Genomic DNA, 20,119 nt, shown 5'->3' with positions numbered 1-20,119 from the left:
TTTTGTCCTTGGCTTCCTACTTGCTGGATTCCGCACGCTTTTTCACCACGATGTTGACCACCGTAGCCAAGAGCAGCATCAGGCCAAGGAAGAACTTGAACCAGTCCGGATTCCATTCCGCGTACACGATGCCCTTGTTCGCCATGCCGAAAATGAACGCCCCGATAGCGCCGCCAATGGCTGAACCGTAACCGCCGGTGAGCAGGCAGCCGCCGATGACCGCGGCAATGATGTAGAGGAATTCATTGCCGATGCCTTCGCCGGACTGCACCGAGTCAAAGGCGAAGAGGTTGTGCATGCCCAGCACCCAGCCGCAGAATCCAACGGCCATGAAGAGTCCGATCTTGGTGCGGACCACTGGAACGCCGACGGCGCGAGCGGCCTTCTCATCCCCGCCTACGGCGAAGATCCAGTTCCCGATCTTGGTTCGGAGCAAGATCCAGGAAGCGATGATCACCATGGCGATCCAGATGAACACGGTGATCTTGACGTCGATCCCGGCGATATTGACTGAAGAGGCAAAGACCGCCTTTGCGCTCTGGAATCCTTCGATATCCGCAATAGATGGAGAGGACACCGAGCCGCCAATGGCTCGCGTCAGGCCCAGATTCAGGCCGGTGAGCATCAAGAAACTGGCCAGCGTCACGATGAAGGATGGCAGCTTGGTCTTGATCAGGATGATTCCGTTGATGAAACCGATCAGCAGCGAGACGACCAGGGCCAAGGCAATGCCGACCCAGACGTTGAGACCGAAGTACCAGGAGATCATCGATGCACTGAGCGCCGAAGAAATGACGGCCACACCGGTGGATAGGTCGAACTCGCCACCGATCATCAGCAGTGACACGCCAACGGCCATGATGCCGATGGTCGAAGCCCCATAGAGGACGGTGGCCAAGGATGCGGGAGCCAGGAAGACCGGAGCGACGACGGCGAAGAATACGAAGAGGGCGATGGCGCCCACGAGAGCACCGATCTCCGGACGGCCCAGAAGGATAGACAATGCGCTTTTCTTGCCGACGCGCTCGTCCAGAGCCGGAGATTTTCTCTTTTGAGAGGGTGAAGCTGTTATAGATGACATGGGATTTCCTCCGTGTCCAGGCTGCGCGCCGGATCGCCGCTACCGGCAGATCAGGCGCGCGCCGAGGGGATGTGGCTAGCGGACGCCTTCTTGGGCGAAACTGGTAATTTGCTCAGCGACGGCTTTGTCTACAACAGCCGGGCCGGTCAACGTCGCCTGTCCACCGCCGATGGTGAAGCCGCCACGGTTGTTCTGCCACAGCGCATCAACTGCCATGTAGCCCTGCAACCAAGGCTGCTGGTCAACGGTGAACATCACATTGCCCTTGGTGATTTCTTCAACCAACTGCGAGTTCATGTCGAAGGAAGCTACCTCGACCTCGGACTTCGCCGTGGCTTTAGCCTTGAGCAGTGTCATCGTGATGGGTGCGCCCAGGCCGATGATCGCGTCGGCTTGCTTATCGGCTTGGAGCTTTGCGGTTGCCGTTGATTCAACCTGGGTCATGTCAGTGCCCTGCACGTAGAGTATTTCGGTGTCTGGGACGATTTTCTTCACGCCGGCGCAACGTGCTTCAAGCCCAACGTGCCCCTGTTCCTGGATGACGCATATCGGCTTCTTGATTCCAGCCTCCTTCAGCTTTTCGCCAGCGGCCTGGCCTGCAAGCTGCTCATTGGAACCGAAGTGGGCAAATGCTCCGAGATCCTTGAATCGGGCTTCACCGGCATTCAAGCTGACAATGGGGATCCCGGCATCGGCAGCCTTGCCTAGCGCTCCAGCCATGGCGTCGGGCTTGGCCAGGGTCACGGCGATGCCGTCGACGCCCTGGTCGATAGCCTGCTCGATCAGCTGGGACTGGCGTCCGCCATCAGGATCACTCAGATACTGGAGTTCTACGTTGTCCTTGGCCGAAGCTTCTTCAGCGCCCTTTCTAAGAATGTCCCAGAAGGTATCTCCTGGAGCCGCGTGGGTGATGACCGCGATTTTGATGCGGTCAGTAGCCGCCACCGCACCGCCACCGGCATTGCTTTCCGGTTCCGGTGCACGCCCGCCAGTGGACGAGCAAGCCGCCAGCCCCAATGCTGGAATGATGGCGAGCGTGATCGCGAGTTTGCGCCAAATTGGCTTTCCCATATTCGTTTCCCCTTCAGGAATCCCCGGCGCACCCCGATTGTCCCCTGGGGCGGGCCGCCTTAACAAGATGTTCCGTGACTTGAATCACAAGATGCCTAAAGTGTGCGTGACGAAAAGCGATCCGTCAAGACTTTGTTAAGACATAAGGATGTGAAGACGAGTAATTTGCCGACCTTGACAAGCACGGCGAAACGCCGCTTTCACAGGGTTCAACGGTGCAGCTGCGACGAGGAGCGCACGATAAGCCGCGGTGGAATCATCAACTGACGTGCAAATTTTCCTTCCGGATTCCGCATCAATTGGAGCAGCAGCCGCACGCTGCTGCGACCGAGATCTTCCGAATCCGAGCCGATGCTGGTCAGCGAAATTCTTCCCAGCGACGATAGGGAAATATTGTCGTAGCCAGTCACCGCCGCAGACACGCCAGCCTCATCCAGAGCCTGCAGCGCCCCAATGGCGGAAAGATCATTGAAACAAGCCAGCGATTCAGGCCGTGCCCCCGAGGCCAGCAACCGCGCTACGGCTTCATGCCCGGCCTGAATCGTTGGCCCGGCTTCCACCACCTGTACATGCTGGCGCAAGCCATGGCGCAGCATCGCCCGATGATAGGCAGCTTCGCGCGTCGCAGAAACCGGACCAGCGCCACCGGCTATATGGGTAATCCGCGCATTTCCGCAATCGACCAAGTGGTCAATCACCAAACCGAAGCCCTGCTCATCATTAACCGAAACCGCGCCAGTGCCTGATTGGGCCTGGCGCCCGCCGCCAACAAATACAGCGGGAGTCTCACCCAAGGCGGCTTCGAAGCTGACTGCGTCATCGGCTGATCCGACGACGAGGATTCCGCTGACCCGCAAATCGCGCAAGGTCTGCAGTTCCGCGGGCCCAACGCCCTGCCCGTCGTGGATCGCGGCCGCACTGAACAGCACGTCAAGCCCTGCTGCTTGCAACTGTTCGCGCACCACTTCCGCGACGCTCAGAACCCAGGGATTATGCAGTTCCCCCAGGACGACGCCAATGGCATGCCGGTTCTCGGCCGAAAGCGAGCGCGCTGCCAGGTTGGGCTGATAGCCCAACTCGCGGATGGAGTCCTCGACCAGCGAACGCCGCATCGAACTGACCTTGCTAGGATCCGAGAGCACCAGAGAGACCAAGGATTTTGAGACCCCGGCATGCTTGGCGACGTCCCGGATCGTGGGGCGGCGGCGCGACGAGTCAGGCATGGCGGTCAGTATTGCACACTCGCAGCGCGCACCGGCTCATCCAGCGCCTGCCACGTGCCGCTTGCGGCAGATGCTTCGGCCGCTTCGACCACTGCGGCTGCCGCCACCGCATCGGCGATGGTGGAGTTCGTTTTCTCGCCACCGGCGACAGCCAGCAGGAACTTCTTGGCCTCGATGGTCTTGAGGTCGTCAAAGCCCATCGCGTTCCCTGGGCCTGGCTGGAACCGGGAGTATTCGCCATGCTTTGGCGAGCCGATCACCGTCGTGAATCCCTGTTCTTCATTGTCTCGACCGAGCACGACTTCCAGTTCATTCATGCGTTCAAAATCCCACTTGACCGAACCTTCCGTGCCGTAGATTTCCAGCCGGTAACCGCACTGCGGTCCCACAGCCACCCGGGATGCCTCGATAGTTCCGATCGCGCGGTCCGCCACGCCTTCTGGGCTGAAACGCACCAACGCTGCGGCGTAATCCTCATTCTCGACTTCACCTTGCTCACCGCCTTGGATCAGGTCGAAGTGCGTGCCCTGGCCCATGGATAGTTTCGGCCGGGACGGGATCATGACATTGGTAGATGCGGAAATGCCCTGGATGGGGCCGACAACATGGCTGCATAGATCAGCTGCATGGCTGAACAGGTCAGCAAGCACCCCGCTGCCGGCCAGCTCCCGGTTGAAGCGCCACGACAGAGCGGCCCGGGGGTCTGCCGCATATCCGGCAAGGAAGCTGGCGCGGACATTCGTGATGGATCCCAGCCGGCCTTCTTGCACCAGCTGGCGGGCGCGTGCGATAGCTGGCGCATGCCGGTAGTTGAACCCGACCGAGGTGACCACGCCATTGCGGATGGCGGCTTGCTCGATAGCCTGCGTTTCGGCCAGGCTTCGGCCGGCGGGCTTTTCGATCCAGAAGTGCTTGCCGGCCTCTGCTGCGGCGATCGCCATGTCGGCGTGCAGGAAATTCGGAGCGCAAATCGAGACGACATCCACCTCGGGATCGGCTAGCACCTGGTGGTAGTCCAGTGTTCCGCGCTCGAAGCCCAGTGTCGAGATCGCGAAGTCGACTCGCGACTGTTCGGTGTCCGCGGCTATGACCAGTCTTGGCTTGATGCCCAGCTCTGGATAAGCATAGGGCACCGAACTGTAGGCGCGAGCGTGCAGCTTGCCCATCCAACCCACCGAGATCAGCCCCACGCCGATGCTGCGCTGTTCATTCATGATGTTCTCCTGCCTGCGGCGTTTAACGCCGTGATTCCCTGTGGCCGCCGTGGCTCGCCTCAGGTCTTGGACCGTTCCAAAAAACCATATGTGCCACTGGAATCCTCGGGCAATGGAATCTGCCGAATTTTTTATCAGGACAATTGGACAATCAAACCTGTTGTCCAATCCCCCTTGTCGGACCGCATGTCTGACTCAAACCCCGCAGTTGGCAACGCCGCTGGGGATCACCAACTAGCGTGGAGAATGCTTTGGAATGAATGGAGTTCCAGCCAAAGGATGCCCAAATCGTGAACTTTCATATATAGTTTGTCCTGTCAAAGCGACATATCATGACAAAGTCGCCGGCAAGGAGCAACTGTGAGCACACCACTGAGCATCAAGATCGACCGATCTTCGCCCATTCCCCTCTACCACCAGGTAGCGCAAGGCATCGAAGGCGCGATCCGCGACGGTTCGCTGGCCTCGGGCACTCGACTGGAAAATGAAATCGAGCTGGCCCAGCGGCTGCGGCTTTCACGGCCCACCATTCGCAAGGCCATGGATGACCTAGTCCAGTCCGGCCTGCTGGTGCGCAAGCGCGGTGTGGGAACGCAGGTTGTTTCCAGCCAGATCCGCCGGCATCTTGAGCTGTCCAGCCTGAATGACGACCTTGAGCGCGCCGGGAAGAAGCCTTCTACCACCCTGCTCAGCTTCGAGCACATTCCCGCTCCGCCGGAGATCCAGGATCTTCTTTCGCTGCCCAAGGACGTCTCTGTCTACCACTTCACCCGGCTGCGTTCTGCCGGAGGCAGCCCGCTGGCCCTCATGGAGAACTGGGTTCGCGACGACATTGTCGAGCTGGACGAAACGTCCTTGCAGGCCCATGGCCTCTACGAGCTCCTGCGCGAAGCAGGGGTGAACTTCCGCCTGGCCCAGCAGCGCATCGGGGCCACGACCGCAGATGAAGCCCAGGCCAAGACCTTGGACGCAGCGGCCGGTTCGGCCCTGGTGACCATGCAGCGCACCGCGGTGGATGACACTGGGCGCAACGTGGAAACCGGCTCCCATGTTTATCGAGCAGACGCCTACAGTTTTGAAATGACCTTGGTGCAACGCTAGGCACCTGTCCCCCGCCGTCGAAAGGATCGACTGATGACCGATTGGATTTACCCTGCAGGTTCGGCCGCTAACGGAGAATGGAGCATCTCGCTCGGTGCCCATGACTCAGCCGTTTCCATAGACGGCTGGGCACACACCGGACTCAAGGTAGCTGAACTGGCCCCTGGCCAAACAGTTGAACTGGAGGCCTGCAGCGAAGAACGGATCGTGGTCCCGCTCAGCGGCGAATCATTCACTGTCGCCATGGCAGGAACCGAACATGTTCTCAAGGGTCGCGAATCAGTCTTTGCTGGACCTGCTGATGTCCTCTACACCGGCATCAACACGGCGCTGTCCATCAGCTCCGCCAAAGGGGGCCGGGTCGCCGTCGCACTGGCCCCGGCCAAGCAGTCCTACCCGACCCGGCTGATCAGGGCAGAAGAGACCCCTGTGGAGCTGCGCGGCGCAGGAAACTGCTCCCGCCAGGTCCACAACTTCGGCACCCCGGCCGCCCTGGAAGCGGACCGATTCATCGTCTGCGAAGTCATCACTCCGGCGGGCAACTGGTCTTCCTACCCTCCGCATAAGCATGATCAGGAGAAGGAAGGCGAAACCAGCCTCGAGGAAATCTACTACTTCGAGACGCAGCTAGCCCAGGGCATGCCCGCCGAGGCGGCAAGCGATCCCATCGGCTACGCGCGCGTTTATGCTTCGGATGAACGCCCCATCGATGTAAATGCCGAGGTCCGCACCGGGGACGTTGTCCTGGTCCCCTACGGCTGGCATGGTCCGGCCATGGCCGGGCCGGGATACGACCTCTACTACCTGAACGTCATGGCCGGCCCGGGGCGGGTGCGCGATTGGCTGATCAGCGATGATCCCCACCACGGCTGGATCCGCCAGACTTGGGATTCGCAGAGCATGGATTCGCGCTTGCCTTTCGGCGCTGGCGCGTAGCTTCTCGGAACGCACGCCAAGTGGCGGCAGCAGGTTTTCCTGCTGCCGCCACTGGGCTTTAGACTCTCATTCCGATGCTCGGTGCATGATGCTAGCGCGCCACGGGCTTGGACAGCGGTGAAAACGCCTGGGCAAAGGCCGCGATGGCTCCTTCGGAATCTGCGCTGGCGTAGGCCTCCATGCCGATCGGGCCAGAATAACCCAGCTCGGCCAGCACACGGGCGACGGCCAGATAGTTGATCTCCCCGGTGCCCGGCTCGCACCGTCCGGGTACGTCTGCGACCTGGATTTCCCCAATGTGCGGAAGCGCCGAGCGCACCAGTTCGATGAGGTTCCCCTCGCCAATTTGGGCGTGGTACAGGTCCAGCATCATCTTCACGTTCGGGTGCCCGACGGCCTTGACCAGGGACATCGTGTCCTTGGCGCGTCCCAGCGGGATTCCAGGGTGATCCAGGATCGTGTTCAGGTTCTCCAGCATGAAGGTGACCTGGTGCTCTTCGCCGATGCGGCCCAGTGCTTCCAGCGTTCGCGCTGCGGTGAGCCACATCTCTCCGGTAGCCCGGAATTGCGGGCTGGCCGCCTGCCCGTCAACGAGCTGGGCCGGATGCACAACTAGCCGGTGGATGCCCAGCTGCTGGGCTGCCGGGATCAATTCCTTGGCGGTGCGAACAACTTCGCCCGCGCTGTCCGGATCGCAGAGGCTGCCTGCGCTGTAGCCTGTCATGGAGCCGAAACGGGCGCCGGTGGCCGCCAATGCCGGCAGGTCCTTGCCCCGGATATCCCAGAGTTCTATTTCAAAGCCGGCCTCGTCCAGGCGCTTCACCCGGTCGATCAGCGGAAGGTCCAGGAAGACCATTTCGGCACAGACCGCCAGTTGCCCGTTCATGGGTTCACCGCAAGGCGGGTGGCGGATTCCAACTTGACCGGCAGCCCGGATTCTGCGGATTCCAAGGCCGCCAGTGCGATGCGCAGGGCTGCGCGGGCGTCGGCGCCGGTGGGGACCGCCAGGGCCGCATCAGCCGTATCCTCGCGCAAGCCCCGGATCTTGCGGGCGAAGACCGAGAGCTGCTCGCGGTAGGCCTGGGCGAATAGCTCGATGTTCAACCGTTCGGTTGGCGCATGCGCTCCCTGGCTGTCGAAGCTGGCCGCGGCCAGCTGCACCGGATTGCCTGCCTGCACCATGCCCTTTGAACCGAAGACTTCTCCGCGCACGTCATAGCCGTAGCTGGCCGAGAAGTTCGCCTCGGCCACGGCGATTGCCCCATTGGAGTAGCGCAGGCTCACCACGGCGGTATCCAGCAAACCGGAGCCCCGGTGCTCAGGGGCCACCAGCGCATCGGACATGACGTGGACTTCCACTGCTTCGGCTCCCGGGTTCAACCAGTTCAGGGTGTCAAAATCGTGGATCAGGGTTTCAGTGAAAATGACGTGGGAACGGATCTTTGCCGCGTTGGGCAGCCCGCCGGCCACTTCTGGATCCCGGGTCAGCGAGCGCAGCAGTTGCGGGGTGCCAATAACTCCGGAATGCACCTGTTCCGCCACAACGGCGAAGTCCCGGGAGAAGCGCCGGTTGAAACCGATCTGCAGCAGCACCCCGGAAGCCTCTACGGCGTCAAGCGCGGCGTCCAAGTCCGACAACGCGTGCGCTGCCGGCTTTTCGCAGAAGATGTGCTTTCCGGCTGCGGCGGCTTGGGCGATCAAGCCGGCATGGAAGCTCGAAGGCGCCCCGATAACCACGGCGTCCACGCTGTCGTCGGCAAGCACGTCGGCGATGACTTCGGTGTAGTTCGGGCAACCAAGCTCAGCGGCCAGTTCAGCGGCCCGGCCCGGCGCCGGGTCCGCTATGACATGCAATAGCGCATCCGGCAGATGCTGCGCCACGGTGCGGGCGTGGAATGCTCCGATCCACCCGGTACCGATAACGGCCAGGCGCAGCGGCTTTACTGAAGTTTCTGGCAGGCTCTGGTAAGCCATGAAGTCTCTCCTAGAACGTTCTAGATTTAGTGTTCAGGAAAATCATGGCACACTGGATAGCAACTGTCTATAACGTTCTAGAAGAAAGTTCCGCCCATGCCGACACCCCCTGCAAAACGCCCCACACTGGCCGACGTCGCCCGCGCCTCTGGGGTCTCGGTAGCGCTGGCCTCGATTGTCATGCGCGGTGCCGAGGGTGCCAGCGAAGAATCCCGGTCCCGAGTCAAGCAGGCGGCCGCGGAGTTGGGTTACCGCCCGGATTCGCGCGCGCGGTCGCTGCGCAGCAGCCGCAGCCGGACCATCGGTCTGGCCCTGGCGCTGGGAGAACCGTTGCATGCGGAATTGGCCGATGCCCTGTACGAGCAGGCAGACCAGAACGGCTTCGAGATCATCCTGGGCGCTACCGGCAGGCACCGCGATGAACGCCGAGTGCTCAATACGCTGATCGATGCGGGAGTCGAAGCGGTGATTGGCCTGTTCCCGGAACTTCCGCCGGCTCAACTGGTCCACGCCTCCAAGCAGCTTCCCATAATCAGCCTGCTGCGCACGATTGACGGCATCCCATCAGTCATTACCAACGAGGCTGCCGGCGTTGAACAAGCCGTCAGCCACGTGGCCCAGCTCGGCCACACACGGCTGCTGCATCTGGATGGCGGATCTGCCATCGCGGCGCAACAGCGGCGCGATGCCTTTGCCGAATCCGCCGCCCGCGCCAACGCGCACGGCCAAGTGCTCCCAGCTGGCCCCGATGACGCCACCGCTTTCACGGTCCTGCGCGAATACCTGGAAGCGACTACCCCAGCCGAACGCGCCACAGCGGTACTGGCCTTCAATGACCGTGCGGCGCTCGGCGCCCGCCAAGCAATCGACCTTGCCGGCCTGCATGTTCCCGAGCAGATCTGCCTGGTCGGCTATGACGACAGTGAATTCGCCAGGCTGGCGCACGCCGATCTGACCAGCGTTCGGCAAGATGTCGCGGCACTGGCCCAAGCCGCCATGCACGCGGCCCTGAACGCCCCGGGCGCTTCCAGCACCCATGCCCCGCAGCTGGTAGTGCGAGGCAGCACGGCAAGGCCCCGGGCATAGCGGCGAGCCCAGCCCCTTGCCATGCGGCGGGGGCTGGGCTTGCCAGCTCAGCGATGCGCCGGGATTCAGGCGTTGACCACAGGCTTGACGTGGTAGATCGCTCCGGTGGAAACATCCTCTTCCAGCGCTTCCAGCGAGCGTCCACGGGTTTCAGGCACCTGAGTGGCTACGAAGAACAGTGCCAGCACACCGATGCCAGCGAAGATGAAGAAGGATCCGGTAATCCCGATCCCGGAGACCAGCGACGGGAAGAACAGTGCCAGCACGCCGTTGGTCGTCCAGCCGAAGAATACCGAGATGCCAATGCCCAGTCCGCGCATATGCAGCGGGAAGATTTCAGCCAGCCATACCCAGACGGCCACGTTCAGGAATGTCTGCATGGACATCACGAAGGCAACCACCAGGATCAGGATCACCACTGGCCGGATCGGGCTGCCAACTGGCAGCAGCATGCCCGCGATAGCCACCAGCAAGTGGCAGGTGGTGGTCAGCGACAGGCCAATCAGGAACGTCTTGCGGCGGTCCATGCGGTCCATGTTGCGCAGGGCGATAATTCCGCCAATGACAGCAACCACGCCAAAGGCGATATTCGCCAGTACTGCCTGCTGCTCTGACATCCCGGATTCTTCCAGCACGCGCGTGCCGTAGTACATGATCGAGTTGATGCCCGTGAGCTGCTGAGTCATGGAAACGCCGATGCCGATGGCGATGATGCGCATCAGCCATTTGTTCTTCAGCACCGCTTTGATGCCCACCGGCTTGTTAGCCAGCTTTTCCTCGTCGGCGACAATCTCGATCTCGTGGACTTCGGCCAGTGCGCGTTCAGGCGAGCGCACGGTCTTGAGCACCCGCAACGCCTCGGCATAGCGGCGCTTTTCCACGAGCCAGCGAGGGGATTCAGGCATGCGCAGCATGCCGAAGAACAACGCCAATGCCGGCAAGGCGCAAATCGCGAACATGATACGCCAGATGCCATCCACGGTCCCGCCCAGAACGGTTCCAATGATCGCGTTCATGACGAAGGCGGCCAGCTGGCCCGAGACGATGGCCAACTCATTGCGGCCGGTGATCGAGCCGCGAATTTCATACGGTGCCAGTTCAGCCAGGTATACCGGCACGACCGTAGATGCGCCGCCGACGGCCAATCCGAGCATGATGCGTCCGGCAATCAGCACGCTGTAGCCAAAGGGCGAGAACGTTCCCAGTTCCGGTCCAGCAGGCGAAAAGACAACCAGCAGGCTTCCCGCGAAGAAGAGGACTGCCAGCATGATGATGGTTTTCCGCCGGCCCCACACGTCAGCGATCTGCCCACCGACCAGTGCGCCAATTGCGGCGGCGAAGACCAGCGAGCTGATCACCACGCCAATCTGCAGGAGATTCAGGCCCAGCTCGGCGGCCATCGGGCCTTCAGCACCGTTGGCAACACCTGTGTCATAGCCGAAAAGCAGACCGCCGAAACAGGCAACGATGGAGATTAAACCGAGACGTTTTGCATGGGGGCCCGGACTAAGGGGCGGCAGACTCGACTCTGCAGAAGCACTCTGCGCACTGGACATGGGGACTCCTTTGGATTGCCCGGGTGGAAGCATGGCTGGCCTGCGGCCATCCATCGGATCAACTGCGATCCGGCTTCCTCCACTCGGTGCGGCGGGGGCCATTGAGCATTATTCCGGCCCCGTCGATAATTGAAAGTGATGGGCTTCACAGCCCTTATGTAAGGACAATACGTCATCAGTGTTTTCTGGGCAAGCATTCTTGGACATTTTGTCCTGGCGGATACTGCTTTTTGGACTGCCGCAGCCTCCCGGTCCGCCACTTCCCGGGACCATGCCCACAGATCATCACGGCATTTTGCGGCTCTTGCTGGATCCGCCTTCTGCGCAGGATGGCCCCCGGGCAGGACGACGAAAGCCGAACCCTTGCGGATTCGGCTTTCGTCATGTTGCAATTCGGCTCGGGAAGCCGGTTTGGCTAGGCGCGCACGGCACGGGCAGCGTCAACGCGGCTGCGCATCTGCTCCAACTGGTATTTGGCGACTGCTACGGCGTTCTCGTTCTCGGCAAAAACGCAGGAGACCATCACGCTGTCCTGGCGGTCGGCAAATCCGTTGGCCACGAGGCCGGAGAAGAATTCGTCCCAGTTCACGTCGCCATCGCCAAGCTTCAGATGCTGGTGCACGCGCACCGCATTGCCCGGCGGGTTGGTGATGTAGCGCAACCCGTGCGAGGCATGATGGTTCATGGTGTCCGCCACGTGCACCACGCGCAGCCGCTCTCCCACTGCCTGCATGATATCCAGCGGCTTGTCCTTCATGTGGAAGGAATGCGAAGCAACGTAGACGAAGGACAGATTCGGCGAGTTCACCCCGCGGATCACCCGCCAAGCGGCCAGGCCTTCTTCGACAAAATCATCCGGATGCGGGTCAATGGCCACATTGATGCCCTCGCGCTCAATGATTGGCACGAGCTCTTCCATGGAGCGGTAGAATGCCGCCTCGGACTCCTCGGCGCGTTCCGGCCGCCCGGAGAATTCAGTGTTCATCTGGTTCACGCCGAGATCCACGGCAATCTGGATGGCGCGCTTCCAGTAGCGCACCGCGGCCTGGCGCAAATTCTCATCGGGCGAGGCCCAGCGCAGTACCGGCAGCACCGAAGCGATCTCCACCCCGGAAGCCCGGCAACGGGCCGCGAGCTGCGCGACCAGGTCATCGTCGGCCTTGGGGTGGGTGAAGAACGGAATCATGTCCGCATGCGGTGTCAGCTGGATGCTGTCATAGCCCAGCTCCGCTGCCAGTTCCGGGAACTGGAGCAGCGAATGGGTGGAATGGAACGGGGTCGGGTCCAGTGCGTATTTCATGATGCCCTTAGCTGTAGAGATCCGGCTTGCTGTTCAGCTTGACTGCCACCTTTTCGCCGGTGCGCTGGGCTTCGACTCCCGCCTCGCAGCAGGCCGCGGTGGCGTAGCCGTCCCAGGCGCTGGGCCCGCCCAATTCGCCTCGCAGCGCGGCGTCCACCCATGACTGGATTTCGGTATCGTAGGCGGCGCCGAAACGCTCCTCGAAGCCCGGGGTGACCTTGCCGCCCCACTGCCCGGCGGTACGCACATACGGTCCAGCGTCATTGCCGATGGACACGATGCCCTCCTCGAAGGAAGCCTGGGTCGCCACCTCGTAGCCGAACTTCGCGTTGACGTAGATCTCCACGTCGGCGAGCACTCCGGTCGAGGTTTCCAGCAGCACGTGCTGGGGGTCGTGCTGGCCGTTGGGAGCATTGCGGGTGGCCTTGCCCAAGCGCACCTGCACCGAGGTGATCTCGTCACCGGTGAAGTAGCGGATGGCGTCGAATTCGTGGACCACCGAGTCGTTGATCAGCATCTCATTGGTGAAGCCCTCCGGGGTGGAGGGATTGCGGTGCTGGTGGTGCAGCACCAGCAATTCACCCAGGCTCTCGTCCTCGATCAGCTGGCGCAGCTGCCGGTACTCGGCGTCGAAACGCCGCATGAAGCCCACTTGGATGCGCTTGCGGCCCAGCTTGGCCTCGGCCTCGACGATCTCCCAGGAGGAAGCGGCATCGGGGGTCAGCGGCTTTTCGCACAGCACCGGAATATCTGCCTCGAGCACCGCCAGCAATGCATCGTGGTGAAGGAAGCCGGGGGTCGCCAGCAGTACCGCGTTGACCTCTCCGCCGGCGAGCGCCGCGGACAGGTCGGCGTAGCCCTTGGCACCCGGGATCCCGTCGATGGCCGCAGCGACCCGGTCGGTGTCGATATCGACAACGGCCGCGACTTCGGCTCCGGAAATACGGTGGTGGATCCGCTGTATGTGGTCGGCGCCCATGCGCCCGGCTCCAACGACGGCGACGCGCAGGTTATCTGGCACGATATGTCCTTTCAAGAATTCTTGGCTAGGTGGGGATTGCTTAGACGCGGCTGCGCGAGCCGCAGCTGAGCAGGTAGTCGCGGGTGCGGGTGGCGATGGGCAGCGGCACCGAGAAGTCGGCCACCGGGTACATGTCCTGTTCGACAATTCCGAAAATCGGACGGCCCAGCTTCTCCACTTCCTTCAAGACCTCGTTGAGGTCAGGCAACCCGGAAGGCGGTTCGCACATCACCCCGGCCAAGTTGGCCGCGGCCCAGGTCATGTCCTGTGCGCGGACCGTGGCCAGGATGTCCGGGTTGATCTGCTTCAGGTGCAGGTACCCGATGCGCTCCGGGAAGCGGCGGATCAAGTCCACGCTGGAAGCTCCACCGTATTCGGCATGTCCGGTGTCCAGGCACAGGGTGGTGAATTGCGGGTCGGTGAGCTCAAGGAACTTCTCGATGTCGCCCTGGCCGCAGACGTGGGAGTCGGCGTGGGAATGGAACTGCTGCTTGAGGCCGAATTCCTCCTGCAGGATCCTTCCCAGCCGGTCATGGCCCTTGGCCAGCGAATCCCAGGCCGAACCGTCCAGGGTGCCCGATTCGATGGCCTGGCCGGTGACGTCGTCGCGCCACATGGCAGGGATCACCACAATATGCTCGCCTCCCATGGCGGCGGTCAGCTCGGCCACCTTGCGGGCTGGCTCCCAGGCTTCTTCCCAGGCGCTGGCGCTGCCGTCGATGCCGCGGTGGAAGGCGGTGAAGACGGTGCCGGCGCAGACCTTCAGGTCGCGGGCGGCCAGCTCGTCGGCCAGCTGCGCGGGGTCGGTGGGCAGGTACCCGTAGGGACCCAGTTCAATGGTCTTGTAGCCGGCTTCAGCCACTTCGTCGAGGAAGCGCTGCCAGGGTGTCTGCTGGGGATCATCGGGAAACCAGACTCCCCAGGAATCGGGGGCAGTCCCAATGGTGATGTTCTGTGCCATGGTGCATACCTTATCTTCTGTTCAAGGTGCCTAGTTGGAGGGGAAGTTGAAGGTGGCGGCCGTGCCCTGGGCCGGCTCCGGCCAGCGCTGCGTGATGGCCTTGCCCCGGGTGTAGAAGCGCACGCCGTCCGGGCCGTAGATGTGGTGCTCGCCGAACAGCGAGTCCTTCCAGCCTCCGAAGGAGTGCCAGGCAACCGGCACCGGCAGCGGCACGTTGACCCCGACCATGCCTACCTGGATGCGGCGGGTGTAGGTGCGGGCGTGGGCGCCGGAGGAGGTGAAGATGGCCGTGCCGTTGCCGTAGGGGTTCGCGTTGACCACTTCGATGGCTTCTTCCAGGCTGTCTACGCGCAGCACCACCAGTACCGGGCCGAAGATCTCCTCGGTGTAGGCGCTCATCTCGCGGCTGACTTTGTCGATGATGGTCGGGCCGACAAAGAACCCGTTCTCGTGGTCCTTGACCACCAGGTCGCGTCCGTCGATGACCAGCGCGGCGCCAGCTTCCTGCGCCTCGCCAACGATCTTCTGCAGGCGGGACTTCGAGGCCGGGGTGATCACCGGTCCCATATCCGCCGTCTCATCGAAGCCGTTCGAGACGTTGACGTTGCGGGCATGCTCGGCGAGCTTGTCCACCAGGCCGTCGGCGGCATCGCCCACGGCGACGGCCACGGAGATGGCCATGCAGCGCTGGCCCGCGGAGCCGAAAGCGGCGGCGTTGATGTGGTCGGCGGCCAAGTCCATATCGGCATCGGGCATGATCACCGCGTGGTTCTTCGCTCCGCCCAGGGCCTGCACGCGCTTGCCGTGCTTGGTGGCGGTTTCGTGCACGTACTTGGCGATCGGAGTGGAACCGACAAAGGAGATGCCATCCACATCCGGGTGGGTGAGCAGCCCGTCCACGGTTTCCTTGCCGCCGTGCAGCACCTGGAAAACGCCGTCGGGCAGGCCGGCTTCCTTGAACAGCTCGGCGATCAGCAAGGCGGCCGAAGGGTCGCGCTCGGAAGGCTTGAGGATGAAGGCGTTGCCGGTGGCAATGGCCACCGGTGCCATCCACAGCGGCACCATCACCGGGAAGTTGAACGGGGTGATGCCGGCGACCACGCCCAGCGGCTGGCGGAAGGAGAACACGTCGATGCCGGTGGAGACCTGGTCGGAGTATTCGCCCTTCAGCGACTGGGAGATGCCGCAGGCATACTCCACCACTTCGATGCCGCGGCTGATCTCGCCGGCGGCGTCGGAGAGGACCTTGCCGTGCTCGGAGGTGACGATGCGGGCCAGCTCGCCGGTGTGCTCGGTGAGCAGCTGCTGGAAGCGGAAGAGGATCTTGCTGCGCTTGGCGATCGATACTTCGCCCCAGGTTTCGGAGGCGGCCTTGGCCACGGCCACGGCCTGCTGCAGGTCCTCGTCGCTGGCCAGGTGCAGCTGGCCGGTGATTTCGCCGGTCGCAGGGTTGTAGACCGGCTGGGTGGCGGTGCCGGTGCCGGCGCTGGGCTTGCCGTTGATGTAGTGCAGGATTTCGGTGACTTCGGTAGCGGTAGCAGTCATGGGTTCACGTCTTTCGGTATTCGAGTTGGTCTGGTGCGGTGCGCCTAGCCCAGCAGGGGCTTCTGGCGGGATTTGTGCTCGGCGTAGGTCTTGCGGGCCTGGGTGGTGGAGTCCAGCTCGGCGACCTCGCTGACCGGCACATCCCACCAGGACTCGCTGGAGGGAGCATCGGCGTAGAGGTCGGATTCGATGTGGATCAGGATCGGCCCCGAACCCTCGGGCGCGGCCTTGGCCTGGGCGATGGCCGCCGAGAGCTCATCGATGGCTTGGGGCCCGGGCTCGATCCGGATGACCTTCACGCCCAGCGACTCGGCGTTGGCAGCCAGGTCCACTGGCAAGGTCGCACCATCATCGAAGCTGTGGCGCTGGGCATCGAGCGTGCGGTACTTGGTGCCGAAACGCTGGGAGCCCAGTGATTCGGACAGGGCTCCGATGGAGGCGTAGCCATGGTTCTGTATCAGCACGGTGATCAGCTTCAGGCCTTCGGCCACGGCGGTGACCAGCTCGGTGTGCATCATCAGGTAGGAGCCGTCACCCACCATCACCACGACGTCGCGGGGCTCTTCGGAGCCTCGCGCGGTTTCAGCAAGGGCGGCGCGCTTGATGCCCAGCCCGCCGGCGATCTCGTATCCCATGCAGGAGAAGCCGTATTCCACGTGGTAGCCGAACGGGTCGGAGACCCGCCACATCTTGTGCAGGTCCCCGGGCAGCGAGCCGGCGGCGCAGACCACCACATCGCGCGGATCCATGGCCTGGTTCACCGCTCCGATGATGGCGTTCTGGCTGACCAGCGGGCTCAGCCGCTCGGCGAAGGCCGCATCAACGGTCGCGTCCCAGCGCTGCTTCTCGGTGGCGGCCTGGACTTCCAGGGCTCCCTCGACCCGGTATCCGGTCAGCGCCTCGCGCAGCGCGATCAGCGCCTTGCGGGCATCGGCGACCACCGGCAGCACGGTGCCGTGCTTGTAGGCGTCCAGCGCGGCGACGTTGATGTTCACGAACTTCACGTCCGGGTTCTGGAATGCGGTGCGGCTGGCGGTGGTGAAGTCCTCATAGCGGGTGCCGATGCCGATGACCAGATCCGCCTGCTCGGCCAGCGCATTGGCCGCGGTGGTGCCGGTGGAGCCGATGGCGCCCAGGGAGTACTTGGAATCCCACGGCAGCACGCCCACCCCGGCCTGGGTATTGCCCACGGGGATGCCGGTGGCTTCGCAGAAGGCGGCCAGCTCCTCGGTGGCGTAGGCGTACAGCACGCCGCCGCCTGCGACGATCAATGGGCGCTTGGCTTCGCGGATCATGGCCGCGGCCGCCGCGATGTCCTCGGATTCCGGTGCCGGGCGGCGGATCTTCCACTCGCGCTCGGCAAAGAGCTCTTCCGGGAAGTCGAAGGCCTCGGCCTGCACGTCCTGCGGCAAGGAGATGGTCACCGCTCCGGTTTCGGCGGGGTCGGTGAGCACCCGCAACCCGTGGTGCAAGGCACTGGCCAGCTGCTCGGGTCGCGTGACCCGGTCGAAGTACTTGGACAGCGGGCGGAAGGCGTCGTTGACGGTGATGTCGTAGCCGTGCGGCATTTCCAGCTGCTGGAGCACCGGGTCCGCGGCGCGGGTGGCGAAGGTGTCCGAAGGCAGCAGCAGCACCGGCAGGCGGTTGGCGGTGGCCAGCGCCGCACCGGTGAGCAAGTTGGAGGACCCGGGGCCGATGGAGGTGGAGACCGCGTAGGTGGCGCGCCGGCGGGTGTGCCGCGCGTAGGCAACGGCCTGGTGCGACTGCGCCTGCTCATTGCGGCCCTGGTAGTACGGCATGAGGCTCGGGTCCTTGGCCTGCCACTGCTTCAGCGCCTGGCCCACCCCGGCAACATTCCCGTGGCCGAAAATCCCGAACATGCCCGGAATCAGCCGTTCGCGGTAGTGCGTGCCGCCGATGGAATCCACCGTGTACTGGCGGCCCAGGAATTCCACGACCGCCTGGGCAACGGTCATTGTGCGTGTAGTCATCGAGCTTCGTCCTTCTCAGCTGCGTACGGTTGCGGTGGTGTCCAGTAGCGATGCGGCGGTTGCCACGGCGGCGGCCACATCCCCGTCCTCGGGATACAGCAGGGTCCGGCCTACGGTCAGCCCCTGCACCGAAGGCAGGGCCAGCGCCGCCTGCCACGAGGCGAAGACCTCGTCGGGACTGCCCGATGGATCCCCGCCGAGCAGGACCGTGGGCAGGGTGGTCGCGGCCATGACCCGTTCCATCTCCTGGACCACGGGAATCTTCAGCCAGGTGTAGGCGCTGGTTTCGCCCAGTCCCGAGGCGATGCCCATGGACTTGATCACTGCCTCCGGGCGCAGGTCGTTGACTACCTTGCCCTCGGCCCGCTTGGAGATGAACGGCTCGACCATGGCCACCAGCTGGTGCCGGGCCAGATCCGACACGGCGTCGGCGGTAGCGGCCAGGGTTTTCACGGTGTCCGGATCCTCGTAGCTGATCCGGGTGAGCATCTTGCCGCCGTCGGCGCCCAGGGCAGCCAGGGCGGCCGCGCTGTGCCCGGTAAAGCGGTCGTCGATCTCGTTGACCAAGCCGGTGAGCCCGCCGCGGTTCATCGATCCGAAGACCAGCTTGCCTTCCAGCGCGCCCAGCAGCAGCAGGTCATCGAGGATATCGGGTGAGGCCAGCACCCCGTCGCAGGCGGGGTTCTGCAAGGCGATCTGCAGCCGGTCCAGCAGCTGGCGGCGATCGGCCATGGCCGTGGCGCGCTTGCCCACGGACAGGGCGCCGCGGGCCGGGTGGTCGGCGGCGATGATGAAGTTCTGCCGTCCCAGCACCGGGCCGGCGTGCTTCCGGCGCAGCGAAGCGGCGCGCTGCACCGAGGCCGGGTCTTCCAGCCGCTGGCGGGTGATGGATTCGTAGCGGCGCGGGTCTTCCCGGTCCACTGGCAGCTCTGATGCCTGTTTCATTTCTAGACCAGGTCTTTCTGGGAGTCGGGGACGGTGCGGCCGCGCTCGGCCAGCAGGGCATTGACTTCTTCCGGGTCCGGCATGGCGTCGGAGCAGGCAACCTTCGAGGCCACAATGGCTCCGGCGGCATTGGCGTAGTCAAGCACCTGTTCCAGCGGCCAGCCGGAGAGCAGTCCGTGGCAGAAGGCGCCGCCGAAGGAATCTCCGGCACCCAGTCCGTTAGCGGTCTGCACCGGGACCGGCGCGGAAACCACGCGCTCGGTGCGGGTTTTGGCCATGACCCCTTCGGGGCCGAGCTTGACCACGGCAATCTGCACTCCGGCCTCCAGCAGGCGGTCGGCCTGCTCATCCGGGGTGCCTTCGCCGACGGCTACCGAGCATTCGGTGTCGTTGCCGATGGCCACGGTGGCCGATGGCAGGGCACGCGCTACCTGTTCGCGGGCCTGTTCCACGGAGTCCCAGAACATCGGGCGGTAGTCCAAATCCAGAATGGTGAACTGACCCTGGGCCAGGGAATCTGCTGGGCGGGCGGCATAGGCCGCCAATTGCGCGGTGCGCGAAGGTTCGCGGCTCAAGCCGGTGACGGTGCTCCAGAAGATCCTGGAGTCCTTGACGGCTTGGAGGTCGATGTCGCTGCTGTCGATGTTCCAGTCCGGCGCCATCGGGAAGCGTCCGTAGAAGTACAGCGGGAAGTCGTCCGGCGGCATGATGGCGCAGAAGGTGACCGGCGTCTGCAACGTGGCGTCGCGGGCTACCTGGGTGCGGTCCACGCCGAAGCGGTCCAATTCGCGTTCCAGGAATGTGCCGAAGTCGTCGTCGCCGATTTTGGTGATCACACCGGCTGCTCGGCCGTGCCGGGCGGCCGCCACGGCGACGTTGGTGGCGGAGCCGCCGAGGTACTTGCTGAATGTGTTCACATCCGCGAGGGAAACGCCGATGTCATTCGGATACACGTCGACGCTGATGCGTCCGAGGGTGAGTACGTCGTAAGTCACGCAGATCGACGTCCTTTCGAGTCAGAAGTTCAGGGATCGGCCAACAGCCGAAGATGTGAACGGTGCCACAAGAAATACTTTGCACCATGAATTCGGCACTGTCAAAGGTTTGTACTGAC

17 protein-coding genes are annotated in these 20,119 nt (G+C 63.4%); 3 read left to right on the top strand and 14 right to left on the bottom strand.

Annotated elements, in window-relative coordinates:
* Positions 1–16: 16 nt before the first annotated feature.
* The 4 genes from CQ012_RS11690 to CQ012_RS11675 form a co-directional block, all read right to left on the bottom strand.
* Positions 17–1,081, bottom strand: coding sequence for an ABC transporter permease (locus CQ012_RS11690; protein ID WP_105656533.1), 1,065 nt, complete (start codon positions 1,079–1,081; stop codon positions 17–19).
* Positions 1,082–1,156: 75 nt separating this feature from the next.
* The gene (locus CQ012_RS11685) at positions 1,157–2,152 is read right to left on the bottom strand and encodes a substrate-binding domain-containing protein (protein ID WP_105662246.1); all 996 of its coding nucleotides are present in this window, start codon (positions 2,150–2,152) and stop codon (positions 1,157–1,159) included.
* 209 nt (positions 2,153–2,361) lie between these two features.
* A complete protein-coding gene (locus tag CQ012_RS11680) occupies positions 2,362–3,375 on the bottom strand; it encodes a LacI family DNA-binding transcriptional regulator (RefSeq protein ID WP_105662245.1) in 1,014 nt (337 codons plus the stop codon).
* Positions 3,376–3,380: 5 nt separating this feature from the next.
* Positions 3,381–4,589 (bottom strand): Gfo/Idh/MocA family protein, encoded by a 1,209-nt coding sequence (locus tag CQ012_RS11675; protein ID WP_105662244.1) that lies wholly within the window; start codon positions 4,587–4,589, stop codon positions 3,381–3,383.
* A gap of 360 nt (positions 4,590–4,949) precedes the next feature.
* Here CQ012_RS11675 and CQ012_RS11670 point away from each other — a divergent pair, with 360 nt between their 5' ends.
* Together CQ012_RS11670 and iolB are read left to right on the top strand one after the other, a co-directional pair.
* Complete coding sequence (locus CQ012_RS11670; RefSeq protein WP_105662243.1) at positions 4,950–5,690, top strand: GntR family transcriptional regulator; 741 nt, start codon at positions 4,950–4,952, stop codon at positions 5,688–5,690.
* Positions 5,691–5,723: 33 nt separating this feature from the next.
* Positions 5,724–6,626, top strand: a complete 903-nt coding sequence (gene iolB, locus CQ012_RS11665) for a 5-deoxy-glucuronate isomerase (RefSeq protein ID WP_105656538.1) — start codon at positions 5,724–5,726, stop codon at positions 6,624–6,626.
* A gap of 91 nt (positions 6,627–6,717) precedes the next feature.
* On the opposite strand, the gene CQ012_RS11660 is transcribed toward iolB, so the two are convergent.
* Together CQ012_RS11660 and CQ012_RS11655 are read right to left on the bottom strand one after the other, a co-directional pair.
* A complete protein-coding gene (locus tag CQ012_RS11660; protein WP_105656539.1) occupies positions 6,718–7,512 on the bottom strand; it encodes a TIM barrel protein in 795 nt (264 codons plus the stop codon).
* On the bottom strand, positions 7,509–8,600 hold the full coding sequence (locus CQ012_RS11655) for a Gfo/Idh/MocA family oxidoreductase (RefSeq protein WP_105662242.1): 1,092 nt from the start codon (positions 8,598–8,600) through the stop codon (positions 7,509–7,511). Before CQ012_RS11655 ends, CQ012_RS11660 begins: the two co-directional genes overlap by 4 nt.
* A 96-nt stretch (positions 8,601–8,696) precedes the next feature.
* Between CQ012_RS11655 and CQ012_RS11650 the strand changes: the two genes are divergently transcribed.
* Entirely contained in the window at positions 8,697–9,686 is a 990-nt protein-coding gene (locus CQ012_RS11650) for a LacI family DNA-binding transcriptional regulator (RefSeq protein ID WP_105662241.1), read from the top strand.
* A gap of 65 nt (positions 9,687–9,751) precedes the next feature.
* On the opposite strand, the gene CQ012_RS11645 is transcribed toward CQ012_RS11650, so the two are convergent.
* The 8 genes from CQ012_RS11645 to iolC form a co-directional block, all read right to left on the bottom strand.
* Complete coding sequence (locus CQ012_RS11645) at positions 9,752–11,242, bottom strand: sugar porter family MFS transporter (RefSeq protein ID WP_105656542.1); 1,491 nt, start codon at positions 11,240–11,242, stop codon at positions 9,752–9,754.
* Positions 11,243–11,657: 415 nt separating this feature from the next.
* Complete coding sequence (locus CQ012_RS11640) at positions 11,658–12,542, bottom strand: sugar phosphate isomerase/epimerase family protein (RefSeq protein ID WP_105656543.1); 885 nt, start codon at positions 12,540–12,542, stop codon at positions 11,658–11,660.
* Between the two features lie 7 nt (positions 12,543–12,549).
* The gene (locus CQ012_RS11635) at positions 12,550–13,563 is read right to left on the bottom strand and encodes a Gfo/Idh/MocA family protein (protein WP_105656544.1); all 1,014 of its coding nucleotides are present in this window, start codon (positions 13,561–13,563) and stop codon (positions 12,550–12,552) included.
* A 40-nt stretch (positions 13,564–13,603) separates the two neighbouring features.
* Positions 13,604–14,524: a sugar phosphate isomerase/epimerase family protein gene (locus tag CQ012_RS11630; RefSeq protein ID WP_105662240.1), complete on the bottom strand. Its 921-nt coding sequence runs from the start codon at positions 14,522–14,524 to the stop codon at positions 13,604–13,606.
* 30 nt (positions 14,525–14,554) lie between these two features.
* Positions 14,555–16,069 carry a CoA-acylating methylmalonate-semialdehyde dehydrogenase gene (locus tag CQ012_RS11625; protein ID WP_105662239.1) on the bottom strand — a complete coding sequence of 505 codons (1,515 nt, stop codon included), beginning with the start codon at positions 16,067–16,069 and terminating at the stop codon, positions 14,555–14,557.
* A 44-nt stretch (positions 16,070–16,113) separates the two neighbouring features.
* Positions 16,114–18,045 carry a 3D-(3,5/4)-trihydroxycyclohexane-1,2-dione acylhydrolase (decyclizing) gene (gene iolD, locus CQ012_RS11620; RefSeq protein WP_105662238.1) on the bottom strand — a complete coding sequence of 644 codons (1,932 nt, stop codon included), beginning with the start codon at positions 18,043–18,045 and terminating at the stop codon, positions 16,114–16,116.
* Positions 18,046–18,075: 30 nt separating this feature from the next.
* Positions 18,076–19,005 carry a Cgl0159 family (beta/alpha)8-fold protein gene (locus CQ012_RS11615; protein ID WP_105656548.1) on the bottom strand — a complete coding sequence of 310 codons (930 nt, stop codon included), beginning with the start codon at positions 19,003–19,005 and terminating at the stop codon, positions 18,076–18,078.
* A gap of 2 nt (positions 19,006–19,007) precedes the next feature.
* Positions 19,008–20,000 carry a 5-dehydro-2-deoxygluconokinase gene (gene iolC / locus CQ012_RS11610; RefSeq protein WP_105656549.1) on the bottom strand — a complete coding sequence of 331 codons (993 nt, stop codon included), beginning with the start codon at positions 19,998–20,000 and terminating at the stop codon, positions 19,008–19,010.
* Between the last annotated feature and the right edge of the window lie 119 nt (positions 20,001–20,119).

Source organism: Arthrobacter sp. MYb214 (assembly GCF_002979865.1).
GTDB lineage: Bacteria > Actinomycetota > Actinomycetes > Actinomycetales > Micrococcaceae > Glutamicibacter.
Note: the sequence above shows the minus strand (reverse complement) of the source record. Positions and strands in the feature narration are given on the sequence as shown.